The organism is Mesorhizobium sp. WSM4306 (genome assembly GCF_007003975.1).
In the GTDB taxonomy this organism is placed as follows: Bacteria; Pseudomonadota; Alphaproteobacteria; order Rhizobiales; family Rhizobiaceae; genus Mesorhizobium.
Map to the genome: position 1 here is coordinate 90,089 of NZ_VFTC01000023.1, position 23,087 is coordinate 113,175.

A 23,087-nucleotide genomic window follows, 5' to 3' on the forward strand; every position below is an offset into this window, starting at 1 on the left:
GAGAATAGCTTTCCGTGCTCAGAAGCGTTCCGGGCGAACGAGGGCGTATGTGAGGTAGACGAGCAGGAACAAGGTGACGCCGCCACCGAGGATGTAATCGACAAGCATGGTGTGATCCTTCCGCTTAAAGCGCGTCGCAGGCTCTGATGTAGGCGAGAGAAAGAGCGAAAAACAAAACGTCGATCCCGATGACGACAATGTCCATTGTGTTGGTCCTTGCTTCTGCTTGTATTTGGCGCCAGCTGCTGGCGAGCCAGAAATTCCATGAGAACGATCCACCGTACCTCGATCGGTCACGGCGGCCGGAGCGTTTTGCTTGGCTGGAATATGGACCCGATGGCCATAAAGGTTCGAGACGGGGCCGAGGGGAAAGATATAAAATTCCTATAAAGATTTGGGCCGCTCGCGGGCACAGCCCTCTTGCGGCGGCGCCGTGTTTCGAAACAATGTCAGCGAAAGACGAGGACAACAGATGCTCGACATGGCCCCATCGAAACAGGCGGCGACATGGCTTTCCGCCCTTGCACGGGCGCTGGAAGCGGACGACATCGAGGCCGCCGCCAACCTGTTCGTCAAGGACTGCTACTGGCGCGATCTTCTGACCTTCACCTGGAACATCACGACCATGGAAGGTCGCGACGCCATCCGCGACATGCTGCAGGCAACGCTCGTGACGGTGAAGCCGTCGCACTGGACCTTGTCTGGCGAAGCGACGTCGGACGAAGGCACCGTCGAAGCCTGGTTCACGTTCGAAACCTCTGTCGCGCGCGGCGAGGGGATCGTGCGCCTCAGGGATGGCCGCTGCCGGACATTGTTCACGGCGATGCGCGAGCTCAAGGGATTCGAGGAACAAAAGGGACCGGCGCGGCCGCTCGGTATTCGTCACAAGGCCGATCCGGCGCGGGAGACATGGGCGGAGGCGCGGGCACGCGAGACGCGCGACCTCGGCGCCACCGAGCAGCCCTGTTGCCTGGTCATCGGCGGCGGCCAGGGCGGCATCATGCTCGGCGCGCGGCTGAGGCAGCTCGGCGTGCCCACCATCATCATCGAGAAGAATGCGCGCCCCGGCGATTCCTGGCGCACCCGCTACCGCTCGCTCGTGCTGCACGATCCGGTCTGGTACGACCATCTGCCCTACATTCCGTTCCCTGAGAACTGGCCGGTGTTCACGCCCAAGGACAAGATGGGCGACTGGCTGGAGATGTATGTCAGGGTGATGGAGCTCAACTACTGGGTCGCCACCAAATGCGTCAGCGCCTCCTATGATGAGGCCGAGAAGGTGTGGACGGTGGTGGTCGACCGTGTCGGCCGGCACATCACGCTGAAGCCGAAACACATCGTCTTTGCCACCGGCGCCTACGGCCCGCCGCGGAAGATCGCGCTGCTCGGCGCCGAGACTTTCAAGGGCGAGCTCTTGCATTCCAGCCAGTATGCGAGCGGCGAGAAATTCCGCGGTAAAAAGGTCGCGGTCATCGGCGCGGCAAGCTCCGGCCATGACGTCAGCGTCGACCTCTGGGAGAGCGGCGCCGACGTCACCATGATCCAGCGTTCGCCGACGACGGTGGTGAAGTCCGACACGCTGATGGAAGTCGGCTTCGAGATCTTTTCGGAAAACGCGCTGGCGCGCGGCATCACCACCGACAAGGCCGACATGATCGTCGCCTCGACGCCGTTCGCGCTGGTGCCCAAGGGCCAGCGGGACCTCTACGAGGTGATCAAGGAACGCGACACCGACTTCTACGACCGGCTGCGCGCTTCAGGCTTCGCCATCGATTTCGGCGAGGATGAGACCGGGCTTCTGATGAAGGCCTACCGCACCGGCTCCGGCTATTATATCGATGTCGGCGCCTGCGAGCTGATCATCAATGGCGAGATCAAGGTGAAGAGCGGCGTCGGTATCAAATCGCTGACGCCGACCGGCATTGCCTTCGACGACGGCAGCGAGCTGGCGGTCGATGCGATCATCTCGTGCACCGGCTATCAGTCGATGAACGAGACGGTGGCGGCGATCGTCTCGCGCGAGGTCGCCGACAAGGTCGGGCCATGCTGGGGCCTCGGCTCCGGCGTCAAGGGCGACCCCGGACCGTGGCAAGGCGAATTGCGCAACATGTGGAAGCCGACGGCGCAGGAGGCGCTGTGGTTCCATGGCGGCAACCTGGCGCTGTCGCGGTTTTATTCGAAATATGTGGCGCTGCAGATCAAGGCGCGGATGGAGGGGATCGCGACGCCGGTTTATGGGGCGGTGAGTAATGCGGGGCGGTGACGTTCGATCTCCCCCCTCGAGGGGGAGATGTCCGGCAGGACAGAGGGGGTCGGTTCGACTGGGCTCGTCCTCTTGCGGCATCTGAAAGTTAGCACTTCACGCGCGGCGACCCCCTCTGTCGCCTTCGGCGACATCTCCCCCTCAAGGGGGGAGATTATCCGCGCCTAAAATGCCGCGCCGCCACATCCACATGCGTATGGTTCGCGTGAGGCTCGAACCTCTCGGTCTCGTTGTGATCGCCGGCCTCGTTCGGCCACCAGACACCACCGACAACGATGCCGTCCGAAGTCAGCCGCTGGTCGGCGACAAGTGCTGCGCCGACGGCGTCGACGAAGGTAAAGCGGCCGGGGCGCAGCCTGAGCACCGCGATATCGCCGATGCCGCCAACCTTCAGCGTGCCGAGCTCCGGCCTGGCGATCGCCTCGGCCGGGCGCTGCGTCGCCGCGTGCAAAACCTCGACCAACGGCATGCCGAGAGCCATCAGCTTCGACATGCAGACCAATATGTCGAAGGCGGGACCGTCGACGCAATAGAGATGCACGTCGCTCGAGATGACGTCCGGCGCCAGGCCCTCGGCCAGCATCGCCTTGGCCACCTCGAAGTCGAACGAGCCCATGCCGTGGCCGATGTCGAAGATGACGCCGCGTTCGCGGGCGAGCCGCATGTCTGGGCGCACGGCGCCGGAGGCGAAGACCGGCGCGTTGGGGAACGGGCGAAAACAGTGAGTGAGGATGTCGCCGGGGCGAAGGCGCGGCAGCACTTCGGAGCGGCCGGGCGGTGGCTCATCTATGTGTGCCATCAGCGGCAGGCCGGCCTGGTCGGCAGCCTCCAGCGCGAGATCGACCGGCGCAATGCCGCTGGTTCCGCCGGCATGCTTGCCGGAGCGCACTTTGACGCCGACGACGACATCGGCGTGCTCGCGCACCGCCGCCACGGTCTCGCGCGGCTCGCAGAGCCCGAGATCGCTGCATTCGCCGACCGAGACCGTCTGCGAGAAGCCGAATATGCCGGCAAAGGAAATGTTGACGTAAGCGAGGATGCGCACCTTCGAGCGCTCGATGACATGGCGGCGAAAGCCGAGGAAATTGCCCGCACCCGCACTGCCGGCGTCGATGAAGGTGGTGGTGCCGCTCTTGGCCGCCAGCCGGTCGGCGTCGACGCCGAGCGAGGTGCCGCCCCAATAGACATGGCTGTGCAGGTCGATGAGGCCCGGCGTGACGATGCAATCGCGGGCATCGACGACGTCAATGGCGTGCTCGGCGTCGATCGCCGCCTCGATTGCCGCGATGCGTCCGTTCGCGACGGCGACATCGCGCACGGCGTCCAGGCCCGAGGCCGGATCGATCAGGCGGCCGCCCTTGATCAGGAGATCGAACTGCATCGGCGCCTCCGCTGGTGTCTATCTACTGATCAAACCGGCCGATAGGCGACGGCTTCGACCTCGATCTTGATGTCGATCATCAGCCGGGATTCGACGGTCGTGCGGGCCGGCGGGTTGCTGGGAAAATGCCTGGCGTAGACGGCATTGAAGGCGCCGAAGTCACGCGCATCCTCGAGCCAGACCGTGGTCTTGACGACATCGTCCATGGTGCAGCTGGCCAGCGCCAATGCTGCCTTTACATTCTGCAGCACCTGCTCGGTCTGCTCGGTAATCCCGCCCTTGACCACGATGCGGTCGGCGTCGACCGGCACCTGACCGGAGATGTAGACGAAATCGCCGGCGCGCACCGCCGGCGACAGCGGCACATGGGATGTTCCAAAACACTCTTTGGGCAAGGGAAACTCCTGTTCGAAATGGCGGGCTGCGCCCCGTTTTCGCCGACCGCTCTACGCCTGTCCCGGTGATCCTCATAGGGGCGTTTTGGGAAAGCAAGATTTTTCCAGATGCGTGTTGCTTTATCAGGGGACGGCCAGCATCTTCGCGCGGCGCATTTTCCCGACAGGAGATTTTTGAATGACTTTCGACAAGAACCCGTTCCCGGAAGGCGATGCCGATCGTTACGCGCTCTGGGAAATGCTGGTGCGGCGCGACATCGACGCCTTCATCGGCCAGGACTGGTCGATGGTCGAGGATGATTTCATCGCTGACAGTTTCTTCGGCATGCACGCGCATTTCCTCAACGACGCCGACGCCTGGCGGCTGCAATTTCCATCGCTTGCCGTCTATCGCGACGAGTGGCTGCGGCAGGCCAAGGAGACGGCGGCGACGAAGTTCGCCGAGCCGCTGCGCGAGGCGCTGTTTCGCGTCACCAACATGCGCGACATCGATGTCGATGGCGACCGGGCAGTGCTCCACAAGAAGTTCAACGGTTCAGTGGCCAAGGCAGACGGCAGCGTCGACCGGTTGAAATGGCAGACGCTGTATTTCTGCAGGAAAGTGTCGGGGCGCTGGAAGATCGCCGGCTTCGTCGGCTACATGCCGCATCCCTTGGGGAACTAGAGAGGGATCGCCTCCGCGAGGTATCGCGAAGTCGGCTCTGCCTGGTCCTACTGCCCTTTTATGCTCTCGGCTATTTCGTGCAGCACCTTGCGATCGGTGCCGTGGCGCTTAATGAGTGTCCGGGCCTGGTCCGGGGTGATGCCTGCCTCTTCGGCGAAATGCCTGACCTCATAGTCCTCGTCCCCAGCCACTTGCGAGCGGTCGCGGTTGTCTGTCCTGGTCTTGTCGTCGGCCATGAGTGCGCTCCTCGTTTCGACCGGAGCATAACGACCAGGCTTTCCGGGAGTTCCCAGAACATGCTGTTAGCGGCGGCCTTCGCCGACGAATACACGCGCCTCCCTGGCGGCAGCAGTAAATGCCCTTCGCGCCGTGCCGACCGCCCGGCGCTGTTCCATCGCATCCATCATCGCTTTCAGCGCCGAGCGATATTTCGGCCCGCGCTCTTCGTCCGGCCACCGGTCGACCAGCAGCGCAGCCGCCTGCACCGTGCCTGTGACTGTCAGCAACCGGCCGCTGTGTTTAGTTTCTATGGTCACGGGAACGTCGAATTGTTCATCACGCATTGACGCTACTCCTGGAACTCAACTCGAACTTGAAGACAATCGAAACGGCGCAACCCGCGTTTCGTTCCACAGGGCTAGCGGGAGCGGTGGTCGAACACGACTGCCATGGTCTTACCAATTGCTGCCATGACGATCATCTCGACCAGATCGTCGTCGCTGTCGACACAAGTCGGATTCATACGGCGGATGGCGTCGAGCGCCGCTCGGGTCGAGACAGTATCGCCGGCGCGGAATTTGGAAAGCGCAGAGGAAACAAGGTTCTGGGCTGTCAGATCGATGACAGGTACGCTTGTTACAACGTTCATTGGCTTCCTCCTGCCAATAACCCTCTCCCGCAGGAATGATACGCCGAACGGCGGCTTGCGCCAGCGGAATCGTGGTCCGACCAGATTGCCGAGAGGGCACGTTTGCGTGTTTGATAGGATCGAACAAACAGCGTCCAAGGGCTGCCCGGATATGAAACTTTTCTTCAGCCGCAACCCCAATCCGCGCCTCGCCGTTGTAACGGCACGCCATCTGCAGGCGACGGTCGAGTTTGAGTTCGCGGCGCCCTTCGCGCCGGGGCAGGCCGACCGTTTCCGGCCGCTCAATCCCAATCTTTCCGTCCCCATACTGGCATGGTTGGGCGGCAGCCTGTGGGAAGCCGACGCCATAGCCTGCAAGTTGTAGCGCGCGGCGGGTTCGGACTTCTGGCGCAGCGGCGACGAGGAACCCGACATGATCCGCTGGCTGAGCTGGGGCAAGGAGAATTTCGTCAGGGCCTGCGACACCGTGCATTTCGAGCGCGGCACCAAGCAGCGCTACGGGATTGGCCCGATCGACCAGGGCAAGGTCGAGGACGGGCTGGCCGAGTTCCGCATTGCGGCGGCGATCCTCGAGGCGGAGCTTGCCCGGCGGCAATGGCTGGTGGGCAAGTCGCTTTCCTATGCCGATTTCCGCATGGCGACGTTTCTGCCGTTCAACGATGTCGCCGGCCTGCCGTTGGATGATTATCCATCGGTCCTCAGTTGGTATCGCCGGCTCGAGGCCATCGACGCCTGGCGCGATCCCTTTGACGGGCTGGATGCGCCGCTTTTGCCGCCGGTGAAGCCGGTCTAGCCAGCTTTTCAACCGACCAGGTCGGCCAAGTGTGGCGCTTTGGCAGCATAGGTGTGGAACACCGGGCCTGTTGCCTTGGTGCGCTCGACGGCTTGCGGTCAGGTTGATAAGCCCTCTCCTCAAGGAGAGTCGTGACATGACCGTAGCCATCGAGATGGGACAGACGACGGCGGGTGCGCCGGCGGCGCTTGACCTAGAGGAGCTGCTGGCAACCCGGCTTCTGGTACAGGGCAATTCCGGCTCCGGCAAATCGCATCTTTTGCGCCGGCTCTTGGAGCAGAGCGCACCTTGGGTGCAACAGACGATCATCGACCCCGAAGGCGATTTCGTCTCGCTGGGCGACCACTACGGCCATCTGGTCATCGATGCCGAGGAGCATACCGAGCGCGGGCTGCAGGCGGCCGGCGAGCGGGCGCGCATCCATCGCGTCTCCACCGTGCTCAATCTCGAAGGGCTGGATGCCGAGAACCAGATGCGCCGCGCCGCCGCCTTCCTCGGCGGCCTCTTCGAAGTCGCCCGCGAGCACTGGTACCCGATGCTGGTGGTGGTCGACGAGGCGCAGCTGTTCGCCCCGGCGGTGGCCGGCGAGGTGTCGGACGAAGCGCGAAAACTCTCGCTCGGCGCCATGACCAATCTGATGTGCCGCGGCCGCAAGCGCGGACTTGCCGGCATCATCGCCACCCAGCGGCTGGCCAAGCTCGCCAAGAATGTCGCGGCGGAAGCCTCCAATTTCCTCATGGGCCGCACCTTCCTCGATATCGACATGGCGCGCGCCGCCGACCTTCTCGGCATGGAGCGGCGCCAGGCCGAGGCGTTTCGCGACCTCGAGCGCGGGCAGTTCATGGCGCTCGGCCCGGCGCTGTCGCGCCGTCCGCTCGGCGTGCGCATCGGCCAGACCGAGACAAGCCCGCGCAACGGCACGCCGCGGCTGATGGCGATGCCGGAATCGGCTCTTGAGGACGCCCGCGCGATCATCCTGGCGGCGCCGCCGCCCGAGACGATGCGCGCCCCGCGCCGGGTGGCATCGCCCGACCTGCTCGATCAGCTGATGGCGGCCAAGTCGGCGGCGTTGGAAATCCGCCCCGAACCGGCGGAGCCGGCGGTAAGCGCCGAGGATCTGGCCGAGCGGCGAGAGCGGGTGGACCGTGTCCTGCGCGCCATCTTGGCGCAGCCCGATGCGGGCTTTCGCGTCATCGGCGTGCTCTATCAGGAGTTCGTGGTTCGTTGCCGCATCGAAGGCCTTGCCTCGGTGGTACCGGACCTCTCCGAATTCCGCCGCATGCTGACGCGTGCGCGCGCCGGGCTTGGTGCAGACATGGCAGGCGACGATGCCTGGCAAGATGTTTCCGTCCGCGCCTCGCTGCTGCCCGAGGACATGCAAGGCGTGTTCATGATGATCGCGCGCGCCGCCAAGGAGGGCTGGCCGTGCCCGAGCGACGCAGCGATCGCGCGTGCCTACGGTTCACACTCGCTGCGGCGCGCCAGGCGGCTGCTCACCTATATCGAGGAGCAAGGCCTCATCGTCTGCCAGCTCGACGGCACCGGCCGGCGCACAGTGACGCTGGTCGAACTCGCCTGGGCGACGGCGCCTGGCGATCCCAATGCCGCGGAGGCGGACCAGGGGAGTTTGGCGCTGTGATTGCGGGCGCTTTGGGTAGCCTAGCCTCATCGCTTATGTAGGCGGTTCTGAACAAGATGTGTTTCGCCGATCGGTGAGCGGCGAATTATGATGGTTTCTGAGAATCGCAGAACGGTTCGGGCGGGAGGGTTGTTCGGTGCGGTTGAAATCTCTGGCTGTCTTTGTCCTCGGCATCCTTGCCGTCGCCGTTATCGCTCTGACTGTGGCAGCCCGGTCGTTTGCCGCGTCCTCCGGTATACCGGATTGGTTGCAGGCCCATGTCGGCGATGGTGACGGCGAAATCTCTCAAGTGGTGCTGGAACGGGCGCGCGCGCTTTATCAGAAGAAGGAGTCTCAGGGCGCTGTCCACAATGGCTGCTATTTCGCCATGGATGCGACGCGTCCGGGCGATCTCGGCGGCGGTGCGCTGGGCCGCCGCTACTATGTCATCTGCGAAGCCAAGCAGTCGTTTCGCGCGATTTCGTCAGGGCATGGCGGCGGCCGCAATCTGAAGGGCGTCGTCGATTTCTCCAACGGGAAACGCTGTGCGAAAAACTTCGGCAATGCCCTGGACTCGTCCTTGACGATGGGCGGCGCCTATATGACCAGCGAGGCAAAGACGTCATTCAAGGGTTTCTATCGCCTTGGCGCGAAGCAGGATCAGATTCTGCAACGCACCTTTATCCAGTTCGACGGCGAGGGTGAGGCGGCGAATGCCAGACAGCGTGTGATCGGCGGCCACGCGGCGCGGCTCTTGCGCGGCATGTGCCTGCGCAAGAAGTCGAACAGTTCCTACGCCGACCATGACGGCTTTGTGCCTTACGGCAAGCTGGTCGATTACGCCGGCGGCCGCAGCAATGGCTGCACCAGCTGGTCGCCGGCCGATGCCGACCAGATCATTTCGATGGTGAAGGGCAATCCGACGACGCTCTACATCTATCCCGAATCGCGCGACATAGCCGCCGTTGGCAAATCCGGCGCCTACTGGAACGCATCCTGCCTGAAGGAGATCGGCAAGCCGAAATTCTGGCCGCGCCAGCGCCTCGAGCCGATCATCGCGCAATACAAGAAGGACAACCCGCCACCGCCGCCGCAGCCGCTGCCGATCTGCAGCGGGCCGTGAGGCGATGAGAGCTCGGCTCGGCATTGTCGCGACGCGGGCTGGGCCGCGCCGCCGTCGATTGCGATTGGGTGGCTCTACTGATTGATCTCGGGTTCGACGAGCTTTGCCAGGTTGCGCAGCGACTCCTGCCAGCCGAGATAGCACGCCTCGGCCGGAATGGCGTCCGGAATGCCCGCCTGCGTGATATCGAGTTCCGTGCCGACCGACACTTTCTTCAAGGTCACGGTCACCACGATCTCGCCGGGCAGGTTGGGATCGTCGAACCTGTCGGTGTAGCGCAGGCGCTCGCCAGGGACGAGTTCGAGATATTCGCCACCGAAGGAATGGCTGCCGCCCGTGGTGAAGTTGCGGAACGACATCTTGAAGGCGCCGCCGACTTTCGCGTCGAAGCTGTGCACTGTGCAGGTGAAGCCGTTCGGCGGCAGCCATTTCGCCAGCGCATCGGCTTCGGTGAATGCGCGGTAGACCTTCTCCGCGCTGGTCGCCAGAACGCGGTGCAAACGTACGGTGCTTGGCATGTCTTCGGTATCCTTTGTGGTTCGTTGGTCGATGCCCCAAGGACGGGTGGACTTCACCCGGTCCGACATGGCCTGTCAAATTTTTTGGGCCCTTGCCTGCGGCCTTCCGTCCCGCAATTTTCGAACCGCCGCTTCGGGCGGGCGGTCGCGTCGCGAACGAATTGCATGCATCATCGACAATCTGCCTAATCTTTCGGCACAAGTTTCACAATATTTATTAAAATTTGTAAAGTCTCGCCTTTAAATTGTATTAGGATCAGCTTATTAGCTTCGCTATGATCTATCAAATTGTGGGTGACGATCTTCTTTGTGTACTATATGATGATTCCCTGAAGCGATGGATCAATTTAAAAGTTGATCCAAAGTGGTCGCTCGGAGGTTGTCGAGCGACCAAGGCAGCACGCGCGGAGTGTCCGAATGAGCACCGTCCTCAACGCCAAAGGCATTCCGCTTCCCTACACCGGGGCTTCCACCCACTGGTTTTCGGCGACCGGGGCCGGGCCGCAGCTCTACGGCACTTCGGGCAACGATTCCTTCTGGGGCGACACCAGCGTCAAGGTCACCATGTATGGCGGCGCGGGCGACGATTATTACCACCTCTATTCGACGATCAACAAAGCGGTCGAGCTGCCCGGCGAGGGTATCGACACGATCGACACCTGGATGAGCTACAAGCTCCCCGACAATTTCGAGAACCTCGTCGTCACCGGCGCCAATCACTACGCGTTCGGAAATTCGCTCGACAACATCATCAAGGGCGGCACCAGCAGCCAGACGTTCGACGGCGGCCTGGGTAACGACGTGCTGATCGGCGGTGGCGGCGCTGACACCTTCATCATCACCAAGGGCCACGGCAGCGACCTGATCACCGATTTCGGCGCGGACGACACCATTCGCCTCAATGGCTACGACTTCATGTCGTTCGACGCCGTCAAGGCGCATATGACGCAGGCGGGAGCGAACGTTGCGCTGACCCTCGGATCCGACGAGGTGCTGGTGTTCAACAACACCACCATCGACAAGCTGCAGCCCGGCCAGTTCGAGCTGCCGGTCGACAAATCCGGCATGACGCTGTCGTTCTCCGACGACTTCAACACGCTGAGCCTTCACAATAGCCAAGGCGGCACGTGGGACACCAACTTCTGGTGGGGCGCGCCGAACGGCAGCACGTTGACCCAGAACAACGAGCTGCAGTGGTATATCGACGCCAATTACGCGCCAACGAGCTCGGTTCATCCGTTCAGTGTGGCAAGCGGCGTTCTCACCATCACCGCGGCGCAGACGCCGGCGGACATCAAGCCGCTGATCAACAACTACGAATACACCTCCGGGCTCCTGACCACACACGACTCCTTCTCGCAGACCTATGGCTATTTCGAAATGCGGGCCGACCTGCCCGAAAACACCGGCGCCTGGCCGGCTTTCTGGCTGTTGCCGGAAGACGGCTCATGGCCGCCGGAGCTGGACGTCGTGGAAATGTACGGCCAGAACCCGAACCAGCTTCTGATGACCGCGCACACGAATGAGACGGGGCAGCACACCACGGTCTCGTCGACGGTGAATGTCTCGGACACCGCCGGCTTCCACACCTATGGCCTTTTGTGGGCGCCGGACAAGCTGGTCTGGACCTATGATGGCGTCCAGGTCGCGGAAGCGGCGACGCCGTCCGATATGAACAAGCCCATGTATATGCTGGTCGACCTTGCGATCGGCGGTCAAGCCGGCGCGCCGCCCGACCATCTCGCCACGCCCGCGCAGATGAAGATCGACTATATCCACGCCTATACGCTGAACGATTTGCAGCAGAGCCATCTGAGCGCAACAGGCGAGCACGCGGTTTAGATGTCGCGGGACCGCGCGCCGCTCAGGGATGCGGCCATCCGGCCCGGCCTGCGCCCGGTCTTCCTGCGCGCCATCGCCGATATCGGCGTCTTCTCGTTGCTGATCAACATCCTGCTCCTGGTGATTCCGCTCTATCTGTTGCAGGTCTATGACCGGGTGCTGCCGTCCTCCAGCGTCGAGACGCTGTTTTATCTCTCGGCCATGGCGGTCGTCGCGCTCGCCTTCCTCGGCCTGCTGGATGCGGTCCGCGCCATTTACGCGCAGCGTATTGCGGCTATCGTCGACCAGAAACTGGGTGCGCGGACATTCGCTGCCTCGCTTGGCGCCAGATATGCCGGCAGTGCGCTGTCGCCGCTGAACGACCTTGCCACGGCCTGCGCCTTCATCAGGTCACGCGGCGTGGCGGTGCTGTTCGACCTGCCGTTTGCTCCCGTCTTCCTCGCCTTGCTCTATTTCATCCATCCCGTCCTGTTCTGGCTGACGCTCGCCGGCGCCGTGCTTCTGTTTCTCCTCGTCGTGGCCAACCAGCTTGCCATCGGCAGGAACGATGCCATGTCGGCGGAACGCACTGCCGTGGCCAGCCAGGCGGAGCAGGCCTTTGCCCGCAACACGGACACGTTGCGCGCCATGGGCATGGTGCAAAATGCGGCCGCGGTCTGGGGGCAGCACGTGGCCGAAGCGCTAACCCTGCACGACCGTTCCGGAGGCGCCAACGCGATCTTCAGCGCGACATCGCGGTCGCTGCGCATGATGCTGCAGCTGGCGATCCTCGGCGCCGGCGCGTGGCTGGTGCTGCAAGGGCAGATGACCGCCGGCATGATCTTCGCGTCCTCGCTGGTGTCGTCGCGCGCGCTGCAGCCGCTCGACCAATTGATCGGATCCTGGCGGCAGATCGTCGACGCCAGGCGATGCTGGAAGCGGCTGGACACCGCGCTTGCGGCGCAGCCTTCGGAAAGGCGCAAGCTCGTCTTGCCCGATCCGTCCGGTGCGATTTCGGTACAGGATCTTTTCTTCATCGCGCCGAATGCGGCATTCGGCGCGGAGCCCATCCTCAAGCGGCTGAATTTTGCCATCGGCGCCGGTGAAGCGGTGGCGATCGTCGGCCCGAGCGGCGCCGGCAAATCGACGCTGGCGAAACTGCTTGTCGGGGCACTGCAGCCGACCGGCGGCGCGGTCAGGATCGACGGCGCCGACCTGAGGAGCTGGGACGAAACCCAGCTTGGCAGGCATATCGGCTATCTCCCGCAGGAGGTGGAGCTTTTCCCCGGATCGATCGCGCAAAACGTCGCCCGCTTCGACTCCGCTGCCGATGACGCAGCGATCGTCGAAGCGGCCAGGCATGCCGAAGCGCATGAGCTGGTGCTTACGCTGCGCGATGGCTATCAGACCATGATCGGCTCGTCGCATACCGTGCTGTCGGGCGGCGAGCGGCAGCGGATCGGGCTGGCGCGGGCCTTCTACGGCAAGCCACGCATGCTGGTGCTGGACGAGCCCAACGCCCATCTCGACGGCAGCGGCGAAGCGGCGCTCGAAGCGATGCTGTCGGTCGCGCGCGGCGCGGGCGTCACGGTGCTCGTGATAACACATCGCCCGTCGATTGCCGCGGCCTGCGAGCGTGTGATGGTCCTGCGCAACGGCGCGATCGAAGCCTTCGGCCCCGCGAGCGAGGTGCTGCGGCAATCGGCGGCCGGCAAGGGCGTTGCCGGGAACGCGGTGGTGACGGGCTCGTTCGTGCCGACCGTGCGCCCGCACAGCGTCCGCTTCGGATCATAGACGATGATGCAGCAGAGCCTTGCCTTCGAAAGCCGACCGCGCACCGACTTCCGCCGCACGGCCGTCGTCGGCTACGCGGCCATAGCGCTTTTCGCCGGCTGCTTCGGCTATTGGGCGGCGAGCGCTCCGCTCGCCGGCGCGGTGATCACGTCCGGCACGATCTCGGCGACCGGCGGCAACATCCTCATCCAGCACCCCGAGGGCGGCATCATCGAGCAGTTGCTGGTGCATGAGGGCGACCGCGTGCAACAAAGCGAGCCGCTGGTCCTCCTCGACCGCACGGCGACCGAGGCCGACCTCAACCGGCTGACCAGACAGTCGATCGCGCTCAGGGCAAGTGCTGCGCGGCTGGAGGCCGAACGCGACGGATCGGACAGGCTGGCGCCAATCACCGATACAGCCCCCGCGCCGTTCCAGAGCGATTTCGACAATCTGGTGCGCGAACAACAGAAGGAGTTCGACGCCAGGCTCGCCCGGTTCCGGTCCGAGCAGTCGATCCTGGCGCAGCGCGTGGCCATGCATCGCGAGTCGGCACTGGGCCTGGACGCGCAGAAACTGGCAATCCAGCAGCAGGCCGACATTGTGAAGAAGGAGCTCGGCATCAAGACCGGGCTGCTCGACAAGGGCCTCACCAACCGCAGCGAATATTCGCAGCTTCTGCGCAGCGAGGCCGATCTGGTCGGCCAGTCCGGCGCGCTGGAGGCGGACTTGGCGGCGACCAGGACACAGATCGTCGAAGCGCAGGCGCAGGTCGAGCGCGCGACCACGCAGCGCGTCGAGGAGGCGCTCACCAAGCTTGACGAGGTTCGCACCAATCTGGCCGACATCGGGGAACAGATCACGGCGGCCGAAGCAGTGCTGAAGCGCACGACGATCAAGGCGCCGGCAGCCGGTATCGTGGTGTCGTCAACCTATAATTCCAAAGGCAGCGTGATTGCCCCCGGGCAAAAGATCATGGAGATCCTGCCCACCGCGTCAGGCCTCATCGTCGACGCGAAGCTGCGGCCGAGGGACGTGGATCTGGTTCGCGTCGGCCAGCCGGCGAAACTCAGATTGTCGGCCCTGAACGCGCGCCTCACGCCCGAGGTACCGGCGACGGTGACCCAAATCTCCGCCGACCGGCTGATCGATGAAACCACGCACGAGGCGTATTTCCGCGCCAGGCTGAAGATTACGGACACGCTGCCGCAGGGGGTGAAGGCCGGGCAGCTTTACCCGGGAACGCCGGTCGAGGCGTTTATCAGCACCGGCGACCGGACCTTCTTCGAATATCTGGCGCGCCCGATGCTGGATTCGTTCGCGCGGGCGTTCACGGAGCGGTAGGCGAGGGTGCCTCACCCGGCATTCGGCTCGGATGTCTGACATGGGTCGGCGTGGTGCCGGTCTGCTGGCGAAAGACGCGGCTGAAATGGCCGGCATTGGGGAAGCCGCAGCGATAGGCGATCTCGCCGATTGCCAAGTCGCTTCCTTCCAGCAGCGACTTGGCATGATGGACGCGCAGAGCAAGATAGGCGGCCATCGGGCCGATGCCGAGTTCGGCGCCAAACAGGCGTTCGAGCTGGCGCCGCGATGAATTCAAGCGGCTCGCGATCTCGGCGACCGACAGCGTCTCCTGGAGATTGCTTTCCATCAGCAGCAAGGCCCGCTTCACGGCGCGGCTCGACGCCGCGGGAAAGAGGTCGCCGACGGGCTGCACGTCGCGGCTCGAGCGGATGCGGTCGAGCACGAGGATCTTGGCGGCTTTTTCCGCCGCCTTGCGGCCGATGAACTCAGACACGAAATGGCCGGCAAGGTCGGCCGCACCGGTGCCGCCGGCGCAGGTCGAACGGCCGCGATCGACGGAAAACAGGCTGTCGGCATGGGCATTCACGTCTGGGAACTGGCTGCGGAAATCCTTGATGTGGAACCAACTCACAGCGGCGCTGTAGCCGTCGAGCAAACCGTAGCGCGCGAGCACGAAGCTGCCCGTGCAGAGCGCTGTCAGCGGCACGCCCTTTTCGGCGGCGCGCAACAGGAAGGCCTCCTTTTCGGAACTCAGGCTGCGGTTGGTGTCGAGCAGGCCGCCGACCACGACGACATTGTCGAACTCCTCCGGATTGCCCATCGCCTTGGTCGGCAGCAATTCGACGCCGCAACTCGCCCGGATCGGCAGGCCGCGTTCGCCGACGATCTCCCAGTCGAACTCGATCCGGCGGCTGCGGTCGCCCTCATCGCCGGCCAGCCGCAGCGTGTCGATGAACAGCGACAGCGGCGACAGCGTGAAGTCGCGAACCAAGAGAAACGCAAACCGCCTGGCCATTGTGTTCCCGGAAACCGCCCCTCGGCTGAGTGGAGCCTATTATCACTGACGTTTCCGGTTTGGCACAGGCTTGCGTCTTGTGCCCTTCAAGAGCGGCCGCCGGATGTCGGAGATGAGATCGACCACCTCCGTACTTGCCTTTCTGCGCCATGGCCGGCATGGCGGCGCAAAAAAGACCCGGGCGCCGTGGGGCGCTACGCACATTCCGTGCCGGCCGATGCTGGTTTACTCTCAAGCTTTTGAGGGCATCTCTGGTGGAGACCATCTCAATGTCGCCTGACATCGAAAAAGCTTTTCGCATCTGGGAGCCTGTCGGCAAGGCGTTGCACAAGCGGGTGTGGCCAGCGCTCTCGGAGGCGCAGCAGGCCTGGAAAGACGTAGTCGACCTGCGTATCAAGGATTACAGCACGTCTTTTGACCCTACCGGTGACAGAGGTCCGATGTACCCGACGATCTATCTCGCTTCCGGTACTGGCAAGAGTTCCGTCAACTGGCATATCAGGTGCACCGAACTGGGCGTCGTCACCGTTGGACCGGCCAGCTGGGCGATGGGAACTACTGAGACCTGGCCTCTCGCGGAATTCTCAGATGAGCAAATCAAGACTTTTGTCGCACGCGTAGTCCATGACGCTTTGCGGGTCGCTGCCGAAAGCGGTCACCAACGCTAGGCCTTATTTCCGACTAAGCTGGCAGAAGGATCGGCATGGGTCTCGATATTGCGGTTTTCAAAGGCACTTCGACCATGGAGCTGGAATTTCCCGGTTATCGGTTTCAACGAGAGCCGATGACCGGCGAATGCGAAGTGATCCATCCCGAGGGGGTGAATCTTACCCTCGACGTAGTCAGGGCTTGCCATTTCCGTGTCGGAAACATTGCCCAAGTCGGCTACCTGCGCGAGCGGATAGCCGACACTATCGGTGAAGGATCAGCCTTGGAACGGCTTGTGCTCTATTCCGGCAGTCATTGCGGAGATGTTATCGAGGAGCCTAGCTTTGGTGAACTTGAGCGCGAACTAAAGATCATCGTATCGAGCCCCGATCCCGATGTGCGGGATTTTGGAATTGAGCTAGCGGAGTTGATCCGCGTCGCACGACGCGAGAAAAACCCTATCGTGTTTTGACCGACACCATCACCGGAGCCTCGCCATGACCCTCACCAACCGAGACCTCATCGAGTTGACCGAATGGCGGCGCAAGCTGCACCAGCAGCCGGAGATTTCGAACGAAGAAGAGAACACGGCCAAGGAAGTCGTCGCCTTCCTCGCCGATACCGGGCCGGACAAGGTGCTGACCGGTCTGGGCGGGCATGGCGTCGCGGCAGTCTATGACAGCGGCAAGGCAGGGCCGACGGTGTTGTTCCGCTCGGAGCTCGATGCGCTGCCGATCGAGGAGCTATCGGGCGTCGACCATGCCTCCCAGGTATCAGGAAAATCACATATGTGCGGCCATGACGGGCATACCGCGATCCTCGCCGCCCTTGGCCGACAGCTCGGCCGCGAAAGGCCGGCGCGCGGCCGCGTCGTCTTGATGTTCCAGCCGGCGGAGGAGACCGGCAATGGTGCGGCCGGCGTCGTCGCCGATCCGCGCTTTGCCGAGATCGCGCCTGACTTCGCCTTCTCGCTGCACAATCTGCCCGGCGTGCCGTTCGGCGAGGTGCGCGTTAAGGAGGGCGTGGTGAACTGTGCCTCGCGCGGCATGCGCATCGTTCTGGACGGCAAGACCGCGCATTCGTCCATGCCCGAAACCGGGGTGTCGCCGATGCCGGCGATCAGCCAGCTGATGCCGGCGCTGCCGGCGCTCGGGCGCGGCACCTTCGCCGACGACGATTTCAGCATGGTGACCGTCACCCATGCGACGATGGGCGAGGCCGTGTTCGGCATCGCGCCTGCTCACGCCGAGGTGTGGGCGACGCTGCGCACAAGGCGCGACGAGCGCATGGCGGAACTGGTCGCGGCCGCTGAAGTGCTTGCCGCCAGGATCGCGGTCGAGCACCGCCTGTCCGTCCGCTGCGACTACCACGAGATCTTCGTCGCCAGCGTCAATGCGCCGGATGCGGTGGAGCATCTCAACCGCGCGCTCGACGAAGAAGGTGTCATGCGCAGCGAGGAAGCCCTGCCGATGCGCGCCTCGGAAGATTTCGGCATTTTCGGCCACAAGGCCAAGTCGGCGATGTTCTTCCTCGGCGCCGGCGAGCGCACCCCTTCGCTGCACAATCCGGACTATGATTTTCCCGACGATCTGATTCCGATCGGCTCGAAGATCTTCATGCGCGCGGCGCGCAATCTGCTGGGCTGAGCGGCTCTGCGAAATCCGCATCCCGATGCTGCCTTTTTGCGGCTCGAATCGTGCTGTAGTCGCCGCCCTAAATTAGGAGGGCTTGCGGATGAGAATTGCAGTGGTCGTCGCGTTGACCGCGACAGTGGCGGGATGCGTCAGTTCTCCAGTCCAGTACGGGGCATCGCTTTCGCCGCAGGATCCGAAATGGGCGACGCCGGAATGCCAGCAGGCCCGCACCGATGCCATGAATTACGACCAGCGCGAGAAGGGGCAGCCGGGATGGGGCTTCGGCGTGCTGCTTGGGCCCTACAGCATGGGCCTCGTCGCGGCGGCCAAGGAACATCAGCAGCAGCAGCGAAGGCTGCTTGCCCGCCAGGTGCATCTGCAGTGCTCGAGCCTGCCGCTGCCGAAGAATCTGGATTTCGATCCGCAAATCTACGCACCGAAGCCGGCGAAATATCCCTGAGGCTATTCATCGTAGCCAGCGCAATCGTATAAGGCCGCGCCAGCCCCCTCTCCGTCCGCTGCGCGGCCACCTCTCCCCCATTTCATGGGGGCGAGGAAATGCCAACCGCGAAGGCCGCAGCCTCGAAAAGCTTGGGTTCCTCGCCCCCACGGGAGTGGGGAGAGGTGGCTCGGCGAAGCCGAGACGGAGAGGGGGAGCGCCCTATGCGATTTGCCCCGTCAAACCAACCTTTGCCCACCATCGATATGGATCGTCTCGCCGGTCATGAACTCGCTTGCCATTAGATAGAGATAGGCCGGCGCCACATCCGCCGGCGCCGCGACCTTGCCCGCCGGCACGCGCCCGGCCATGGCGGCGAAGTAGCCGGACTTGGCCTCGCCGACGAGTTCATCCCACATTGGCGTGTCGACCCAGCCGGGCGAGACGATGTTGACGCGGCTGGGCGCCAGCTCCTGCGCCAACGCGCGGGCGAAATAGCTGAACGAGCCGGCGATCGCCGAGACCACCGAACCGCCGGGCACCGGCGGGCGGTCCTTGTTGATGCCAGAGGTGAAAATCATCGAGCCGCCCTTCTTCATGCCGCGCACGGCATGCTTGGCCAGCATGACCGCGCCGATCAGCTTGTTGTCGACGAAGCCGCGCACGAAATCCATGTCGGTATCGCCGATCGGATAGTTGGGCGGCGGCGTGCCGGCGGTGGAGACGAGGTGATCGAAGGCGCCGACCGCGTCGAACAGGCGGGCGATCTCCGCTTCGCTGGTCATGTCGGCGGCAATGCTTGTTGCCCGGCCGCCAAGCGCCCTTTCGGCCGCCTTCAGCCTGTCCGCCGAGCGGCCGACGATCACCACCTCCGCGCCGTCTTCCACCGCGGCCTTCGCCACGCCGAGACCGATGCCGGAACTGCCGCCGACGATGACGATTTTTTGTCCGTTGAGCGATGCCATGCCGTCCTCCTAAAGTGAGGTTTGATCACAAATCTTGTGAGCATTTGTGGCCGGCAAAAGCCGCATGGACAAACCAAAATTTGGCAAGTATTTGTTACCAACGCTCACAGATACCTGGCATCAGCACATGCCCCGCAAACTGCCACCGCTGAACGCATTGCCGGCCTTCGAGGCCGCCGCCCGGCATCTGAATTTCTCCAGGGCGGCCGACGAGCTCAACCTCACCCATGGAGCCATCAGCCGGGCGATAAAGCATCTGGAGGAGCAGCTCGGCGTGCAGCTGTTCGAGCGAGCGACGCGTTCGGTGCGCCTCACCCCGGTCGGCGAGCCCTATGCCCGCGCCGTGCGCGAGATGCTGGACCAGCTGACGGTGGCGACGCTAGCTGCGACATCGCGCCATTCCAACACGAGCCTGAACGTCAGCACCTCAGATGGCTTTGCCGGCAAATGGCTGGTGCCCCGGCTCTACCGCTTCCACCGCGCCCATGCCGACATCGATGTGCGCGTCTCGACATCGGGCAAGCTCACCAATTTCCTCGGCGACGGCATCGACATCGCCATCCGCTATGGCGCCGGCCATTATCCCGGGCTGACGTCGGAATTCCTCACCGGCGAGGAGGTGTTTCCGGTCTGCAGCCCAAGGCTGCTCGAAGGACCGCACGCGCTGCGCACGCCGCAGGATCTCAAACACCACACGCTGATCCGCGACGGCTACCGCATCGACTGGGCGGCGTGGCTGGCCAGCGCCGGCGTCGAAGGCGTCGACCCCAACAGCGGGCTGACGTTCGATTCCGCCACCTTCGCGGTCGAGTCGGCCGTGCAGGGCGAAGGCGTGGTGCTCGGCCGCACCATGCTGGTCTCAGCCGACCTCGCGACAGGGCGGCTGGTGCGGCCTTTCGACCACGCGCTGAAGGCGATTTCGAGTTTTTACGTGGTGTACCCGCCGGAGGCGATCCGGCAGCGGAAGGTAAAGGCGTTTCGGGATTGGCTGTTTGCGGAGGTGGGGTAGGGGCGGGCTTCCAGTGGGACTATGTCTTCACAAAAAAAGTCGCCCAGCTGCCTGCCTGCTGTCGGGCACCGGCAAATCATCGTGACGGCAAAGGGTAGCTCGACGTGGGCCTACATCTACCCGGAATCGCGCGACATCGCCGCCGTCGCGCGAGCGGCACGTCGGTCGTCAGTGCGGCCAGGGCCAGATGATGTTGTCGCGTAGCAGCGCCGCCCTCGGGCCGGAGATGGAATCGCCGCCGATCGCGGCAGCGATGACCAGCATTAGGCGGACAGCGGGCGAGAGGGAGCAAGCGCCTGCCCACGTTTCGTAGCGATCCTCTCGCCGCCTGCCTGGAACCAAATCCCAGCCTAAACTGTTCCAGTTTTATTCGACGCCGCCTGCCGGTTGGGTGAGCGGCGATTTTGTGGAGCTTGCATCATGACCATTTCATCCAGCTTTCGTTCGCTCGCGGTTGCGGCTGTCGCCGCTGTTGCTGTCAGCGCTGCCAGTGCCGCGCATGCCGACAGCGGCACGATCCGCTTTTCCGTTTACAAGGCGGCCTTCTTCGTCGGTGGTTCCGGCGGCGAGGGGACGCTGACCTTTCATGGCCGCAGCTACCCGATCTCGATCGGCGGCGTCTCGGGTGGCTTCGCCTTCGGCGTTTCCAAGACCTATTTCCGGGGCACCGTGCGGCACATCCGCAGGGTGCGGGATGCGACCGGGGTTTACGGCGCGGCGGGCGGCGGCGGCGCGCTTGGCAAGGGCGCCCAGGTAATCGTCATGACCAATGACAAGGGCGCCCAGCTCGAGCTCACGGGCCGGCAGGTGGGGCTGCAGGTGAACGCGGATTTGAGTGGGATGGCTATTTCGTTGAAGTAGGGCGGGAGTTGCGAGGGCGGGTGAGTGAGACCGCTTAGGGCGGCGGCAATCGCCTAGGGCAGCGGCCAGCCCCCTCTCCGTCCGCTACGCGGCCACCTCTCCCCCATTTCATGGGGGCGAGGAAACGCTAATCGCGGAGGTCGCGGCATTCATAGGCTTGAGTTCCTCGCCCCTACAAAGTGGGGGAGAGGTGGCTCGACGAAGTCGAGACGGAGAGGGGGAGCGCCCTATCCGATTGCCTGCGCCTTGGACGGCAAGCCCGAAATGCCGGTCCCTACCGCTCCTCCACAATCCTGAGATACGCGGCCGTGACAAACAGCACGATCAGCCCGAACAGAATCCGCCTTGCCCCCTCCGGCATCTGCAGGATCGTCAGCAGCGTCGTCAGCACGGTCAGGATCAGCGCGCCGATGATGGTGCCGGTGTAGCCGCCGCGGCCGCCGAAGATCGAGGTGCCGCCGATCACGGCGGCGGCGACCGAGGGTAGCACCAGCAGTTCCGATCGCATTTCTCGAAGTTGACGGCACCATGACTTAGCCGGCGCAGCGCGGCCATAACCCCAAGGTACTAGGGAGGGGCGCTCGGCGAGGATTTGGCGCTTGGACGGCTAAAGATCCACTCAGGATATCCGGCGCATATTGCGCGGGTTCGAAGAAAACCATTCAGGCTTTTCCGGATTAGCCGCTCAACGGCGCTTTGGGCGACCGCCCGGCGATTTGTTGCCGCGCGGCCCGCTTTGCACCGGCGTATTGCCCTGGTTTTCTTCGGACAGTTTGCGCCAGCGGGCCAGACGCTCGGGATCGAGCGTGCCTGCCTTCAAGGCCGCCTGCACCGCGCAGCCCGGTTCGTGGACATGGGTGCAGTCGCGGAACTTGCACAGCGGGGCAAGCTCGGTGATTTCGGCAAACAGCGTGTCGATGCCGGAAGCAACGTCACTGACATGCAACGTGCGCATGCCCGGCGTATCGATCACCCAACCGCCGCCGGCAATGGCGTGCAGCGATCTGGCCGTGGTGGTGTGGCGGCCCTTGGCATCGTGCTCCCTGATGCCCGCGGTCTGTTGCGGCGCTTGCAGCGCCGATCCGGCCAGCGTGTTGACCAGCGTCGATTTGCCGACGCCGGAGGAGCCGACCAGCGCCACAGTCTGGCCCGCGCCGCACCAGGCGGCGAGCGCCGCTGCGGCATCGGCGACGCGCGGGTTCAGCATCACCACGGCCAGTCCGCGCTGCAGGGCCGCGGCCTGGCGTTGGTACGCCTCTGCGTCTTCGGCCGTGTCGGCCTTGGTCAGCAGGATCACCGGCGTCGTTCCGGCCTCGTTGGCCAGCGCCAGATAGCGCTCGAGCCGAGCGATGTTGAAATCGGCATTGCAGGAGGTGACGATGAACAGCGTGTCGACATTGGCCGCTGCCAGCTGCGGCACCCTGCCGCCCTGCGTGCGGCGCTCCAGAACCGTCTTGCGGGTCAGGCGGCGCCGCAGCAGGAGACTATGGGGCTCGACGAGCACCCAGTCGCCGACGGCATAGTCGCCGGTGTTCGCATTCGTCGGCAGCGTCAGATCGGTTTGCTCATACTGGGACAGGCCGGCCAGGCGGTCGCGGTGCACCGAGGCAATACGCGTCGGAACGAGGCTGGCCTCATCAGGCTCAAGCTGATCGCCGAAAAAATCCGTCCATCCGAGGCTGGCGAGGGATTCTGTCAAAGCCTTGACCAAGAGGACGGTGTCGCAGGCATCGAGGGTATCCTTGGCAAATGGCTGCGGACAACAGCCTTTCGGAGCGGGTGATGTTCCGAGCCGTTCTATGGGCGGCATGGCGGATTTTGGCAAGCGACGTGGAGCGATCAGGCGGCCGCCGACCCCGATCCGTTTGCGGACGCAAAGGAACGCGCCGCAGCCAAGAAAAAGAAGAAACCGCCGCAGGGTGAGCGGAGTTCACGCTCGCGCGCTGTCTTCCTTGAGAGAGGGAGGGGATGGCCGGCGCCACAGGGGGCGGGGG

Annotated in this window: 23 protein-coding genes and 2 pseudogenes; 14 read left to right on the forward strand and 11 right to left on the reverse strand. The window is 63.9% G+C overall.

Features of this window, described 5'->3' with window-relative positions; translation table 11 throughout:
* Window positions 1–18: 18 nt before the first annotated feature.
* Entirely contained in the window at window positions 19–108 is a 90-nt protein-coding gene (locus FJV77_RS23740) for a K(+)-transporting ATPase subunit F (RefSeq protein ID WP_023669708.1), read from the reverse strand.
* 364 nt (window positions 109–472) lie between these two features.
* Here FJV77_RS23740 and FJV77_RS23750 point away from each other — a divergent pair, with 364 nt between their 5' ends.
* Window positions 473–2,263, forward strand: a complete 1,791-nt coding sequence (locus tag FJV77_RS23750; protein WP_142869033.1) for an NAD(P)/FAD-dependent oxidoreductase — start codon at window positions 473–475, stop codon at window positions 2,261–2,263.
* 154 nt (window positions 2,264–2,417) lie between these two features.
* Here FJV77_RS23750 and FJV77_RS23755 read toward each other — a convergent pair whose 3' ends face one another.
* Window positions 2,418–3,644 (reverse strand): amidohydrolase/deacetylase family metallohydrolase, encoded by a 1,227-nt coding sequence (locus FJV77_RS23755; protein ID WP_142869034.1) that lies wholly within the window; start codon window positions 3,642–3,644, stop codon window positions 2,418–2,420.
* 29 nt (window positions 3,645–3,673) lie between these two features.
* Window positions 3,674–4,039, reverse strand: a complete 366-nt coding sequence (locus FJV77_RS23760) for a RidA family protein (RefSeq protein WP_142869035.1) — start codon at window positions 4,037–4,039, stop codon at window positions 3,674–3,676.
* A 178-nt stretch (window positions 4,040–4,217) separates the two neighbouring features.
* Here FJV77_RS23760 and FJV77_RS23765 point away from each other — a divergent pair, with 178 nt between their 5' ends.
* On the forward strand, window positions 4,218–4,703 hold the full coding sequence (locus tag FJV77_RS23765; protein ID WP_142869036.1) for a hypothetical protein: 486 nt from the start codon (window positions 4,218–4,220) through the stop codon (window positions 4,701–4,703).
* A 47-nt stretch (window positions 4,704–4,750) separates the two neighbouring features.
* On the opposite strand, the gene FJV77_RS23770 is transcribed toward FJV77_RS23765, so the two are convergent.
* The 3 genes from FJV77_RS23770 to FJV77_RS23780 form a co-directional block, all read right to left on the reverse strand.
* Window positions 4,751–4,939, reverse strand: a complete 189-nt coding sequence (locus tag FJV77_RS23770) for a DUF3606 domain-containing protein (protein ID WP_142869037.1) — start codon at window positions 4,937–4,939, stop codon at window positions 4,751–4,753.
* Between the two features lie 66 nt (window positions 4,940–5,005).
* Entirely contained in the window at window positions 5,006–5,266 is a 261-nt protein-coding gene (locus FJV77_RS23775) for a DUF982 domain-containing protein (RefSeq protein ID WP_142869038.1), read from the reverse strand.
* Between the two features lie 74 nt (window positions 5,267–5,340).
* Window positions 5,341–5,571, reverse strand: coding sequence for a hypothetical protein (locus FJV77_RS23780; protein WP_142869039.1), 231 nt, complete (start codon window positions 5,569–5,571; stop codon window positions 5,341–5,343).
* A 151-nt stretch (window positions 5,572–5,722) separates the two neighbouring features.
* Here FJV77_RS23780 and FJV77_RS23785 point away from each other — a divergent pair.
* From FJV77_RS23785 to FJV77_RS23795, 3 genes and pseudogenes are all read left to right on the forward strand, one after another.
* A pseudogene (locus tag FJV77_RS23785) lies at window positions 5,723–6,364 on the forward strand (glutathione S-transferase family protein).
* 136 nt (window positions 6,365–6,500) lie between these two features.
* Window positions 6,501–8,003, forward strand: coding sequence for an ATP-binding protein (locus tag FJV77_RS23790; RefSeq protein ID WP_142869040.1), 1,503 nt, complete (start codon window positions 6,501–6,503; stop codon window positions 8,001–8,003).
* Window positions 8,004–8,139: 136 nt separating this feature from the next.
* Window positions 8,140–9,105, forward strand: coding sequence for a hypothetical protein (locus FJV77_RS23795; protein ID WP_142869041.1), 966 nt, complete (start codon window positions 8,140–8,142; stop codon window positions 9,103–9,105).
* A gap of 74 nt (window positions 9,106–9,179) precedes the next feature.
* Here FJV77_RS23795 and FJV77_RS23800 read toward each other — a convergent pair whose 3' ends face one another.
* The gene (locus FJV77_RS23800) at window positions 9,180–9,623 is read right to left on the reverse strand and encodes an SRPBCC family protein (protein ID WP_142869042.1); all 444 of its coding nucleotides are present in this window, start codon (window positions 9,621–9,623) and stop codon (window positions 9,180–9,182) included.
* Between the two features lie 417 nt (window positions 9,624–10,040).
* On the opposite strand from FJV77_RS23800, the gene FJV77_RS23805 reads away from it, so the two are divergent.
* Genes FJV77_RS23805 through FJV77_RS23815 form a run of 3 tightly spaced genes read left to right on the forward strand, consistent with a single transcriptional unit; the run spans window position 10,041 to window position 14,561 of the window.
* Entirely contained in the window at window positions 10,041–11,465 is a 1,425-nt protein-coding gene (locus tag FJV77_RS23805) for a family 16 glycosylhydrolase (RefSeq protein ID WP_142869043.1), read from the forward strand.
* Window positions 11,466–13,238: a type I secretion system permease/ATPase gene (locus tag FJV77_RS23810; protein ID WP_142869044.1), complete on the forward strand. Its 1,773-nt coding sequence runs from the start codon at window positions 11,466–11,468 to the stop codon at window positions 13,236–13,238. It begins immediately after the preceding gene.
* A gap of 3 nt (window positions 13,239–13,241) precedes the next feature.
* Window positions 13,242–14,561 carry an HlyD family type I secretion periplasmic adaptor subunit gene (locus tag FJV77_RS23815; protein ID WP_142869045.1) on the forward strand — a complete coding sequence of 440 codons (1,320 nt, stop codon included), beginning with the start codon at window positions 13,242–13,244 and terminating at the stop codon, window positions 14,559–14,561.
* On the opposite strand, the gene FJV77_RS23820 is transcribed toward FJV77_RS23815, so the two are convergent.
* On the reverse strand, window positions 14,548–15,537 hold the full coding sequence (locus FJV77_RS23820) for a GlxA family transcriptional regulator (protein WP_142869046.1): 990 nt from the start codon (window positions 15,535–15,537) through the stop codon (window positions 14,548–14,550). The genes FJV77_RS23815 and FJV77_RS23820 overlap by 14 nt on opposite strands.
* A gap of 269 nt (window positions 15,538–15,806) precedes the next feature.
* Between FJV77_RS23820 and FJV77_RS23825 the strand changes: the two genes are divergently transcribed.
* The 4 genes from FJV77_RS23825 (at window position 15,807) to FJV77_RS23840 (ending at window position 18,279) form a co-directional block, all read left to right on the forward strand.
* Window positions 15,807–16,205: a hypothetical protein gene (locus FJV77_RS23825; protein WP_142869047.1), complete on the forward strand. Its 399-nt coding sequence runs from the start codon at window positions 15,807–15,809 to the stop codon at window positions 16,203–16,205.
* 35 nt (window positions 16,206–16,240) lie between these two features.
* A complete protein-coding gene (locus tag FJV77_RS23830; protein WP_142869048.1) occupies window positions 16,241–16,657 on the forward strand; it encodes a hypothetical protein in 417 nt (138 codons plus the stop codon).
* Window positions 16,658–16,682: 25 nt separating this feature from the next.
* Entirely contained in the window at window positions 16,683–17,831 is a 1,149-nt protein-coding gene (locus FJV77_RS23835; protein ID WP_142869049.1) for an amidohydrolase, read from the forward strand.
* A gap of 88 nt (window positions 17,832–17,919) precedes the next feature.
* The gene (locus FJV77_RS23840) at window positions 17,920–18,279 is read left to right on the forward strand and encodes a hypothetical protein (protein ID WP_142869050.1); all 360 of its coding nucleotides are present in this window, start codon (window positions 17,920–17,922) and stop codon (window positions 18,277–18,279) included.
* A gap of 218 nt (window positions 18,280–18,497) precedes the next feature.
* On the opposite strand, the gene FJV77_RS23845 is transcribed toward FJV77_RS23840, so the two are convergent.
* Window positions 18,498–19,223: an SDR family oxidoreductase gene (locus FJV77_RS23845; protein ID WP_142869051.1), complete on the reverse strand. Its 726-nt coding sequence runs from the start codon at window positions 19,221–19,223 to the stop codon at window positions 18,498–18,500.
* Window positions 19,224–19,350: 127 nt separating this feature from the next.
* Between FJV77_RS23845 and FJV77_RS23850 the strand changes: the two genes are divergently transcribed.
* Window positions 19,351–20,232, forward strand: coding sequence for a transcriptional regulator GcvA (locus FJV77_RS23850; protein ID WP_142869052.1), 882 nt, complete (start codon window positions 19,351–19,353; stop codon window positions 20,230–20,232).
* Window positions 20,233–20,652: 420 nt separating this feature from the next.
* A complete protein-coding gene (locus FJV77_RS23855; RefSeq protein WP_142869053.1) occupies window positions 20,653–21,093 on the forward strand; it encodes a hypothetical protein in 441 nt (146 codons plus the stop codon).
* A 274-nt stretch (window positions 21,094–21,367) separates the two neighbouring features.
* On the opposite strand, the pseudogene FJV77_RS23860 reads toward FJV77_RS23855, so the two are convergent.
* Window positions 21,368–21,595: pseudogene (locus tag FJV77_RS23860) on the reverse strand (ABC transporter permease); the annotation flags it as partial.
* A 183-nt stretch (window positions 21,596–21,778) separates the two neighbouring features.
* The gene (gene rsgA, locus FJV77_RS23865; RefSeq protein WP_246691368.1) at window positions 21,779–22,792 is read right to left on the reverse strand and encodes a ribosome small subunit-dependent GTPase A; all 1,014 of its coding nucleotides are present in this window, start codon (window positions 22,790–22,792) and stop codon (window positions 21,779–21,781) included.
* Window positions 22,793–23,087: the final 295 nt, after the last annotated feature.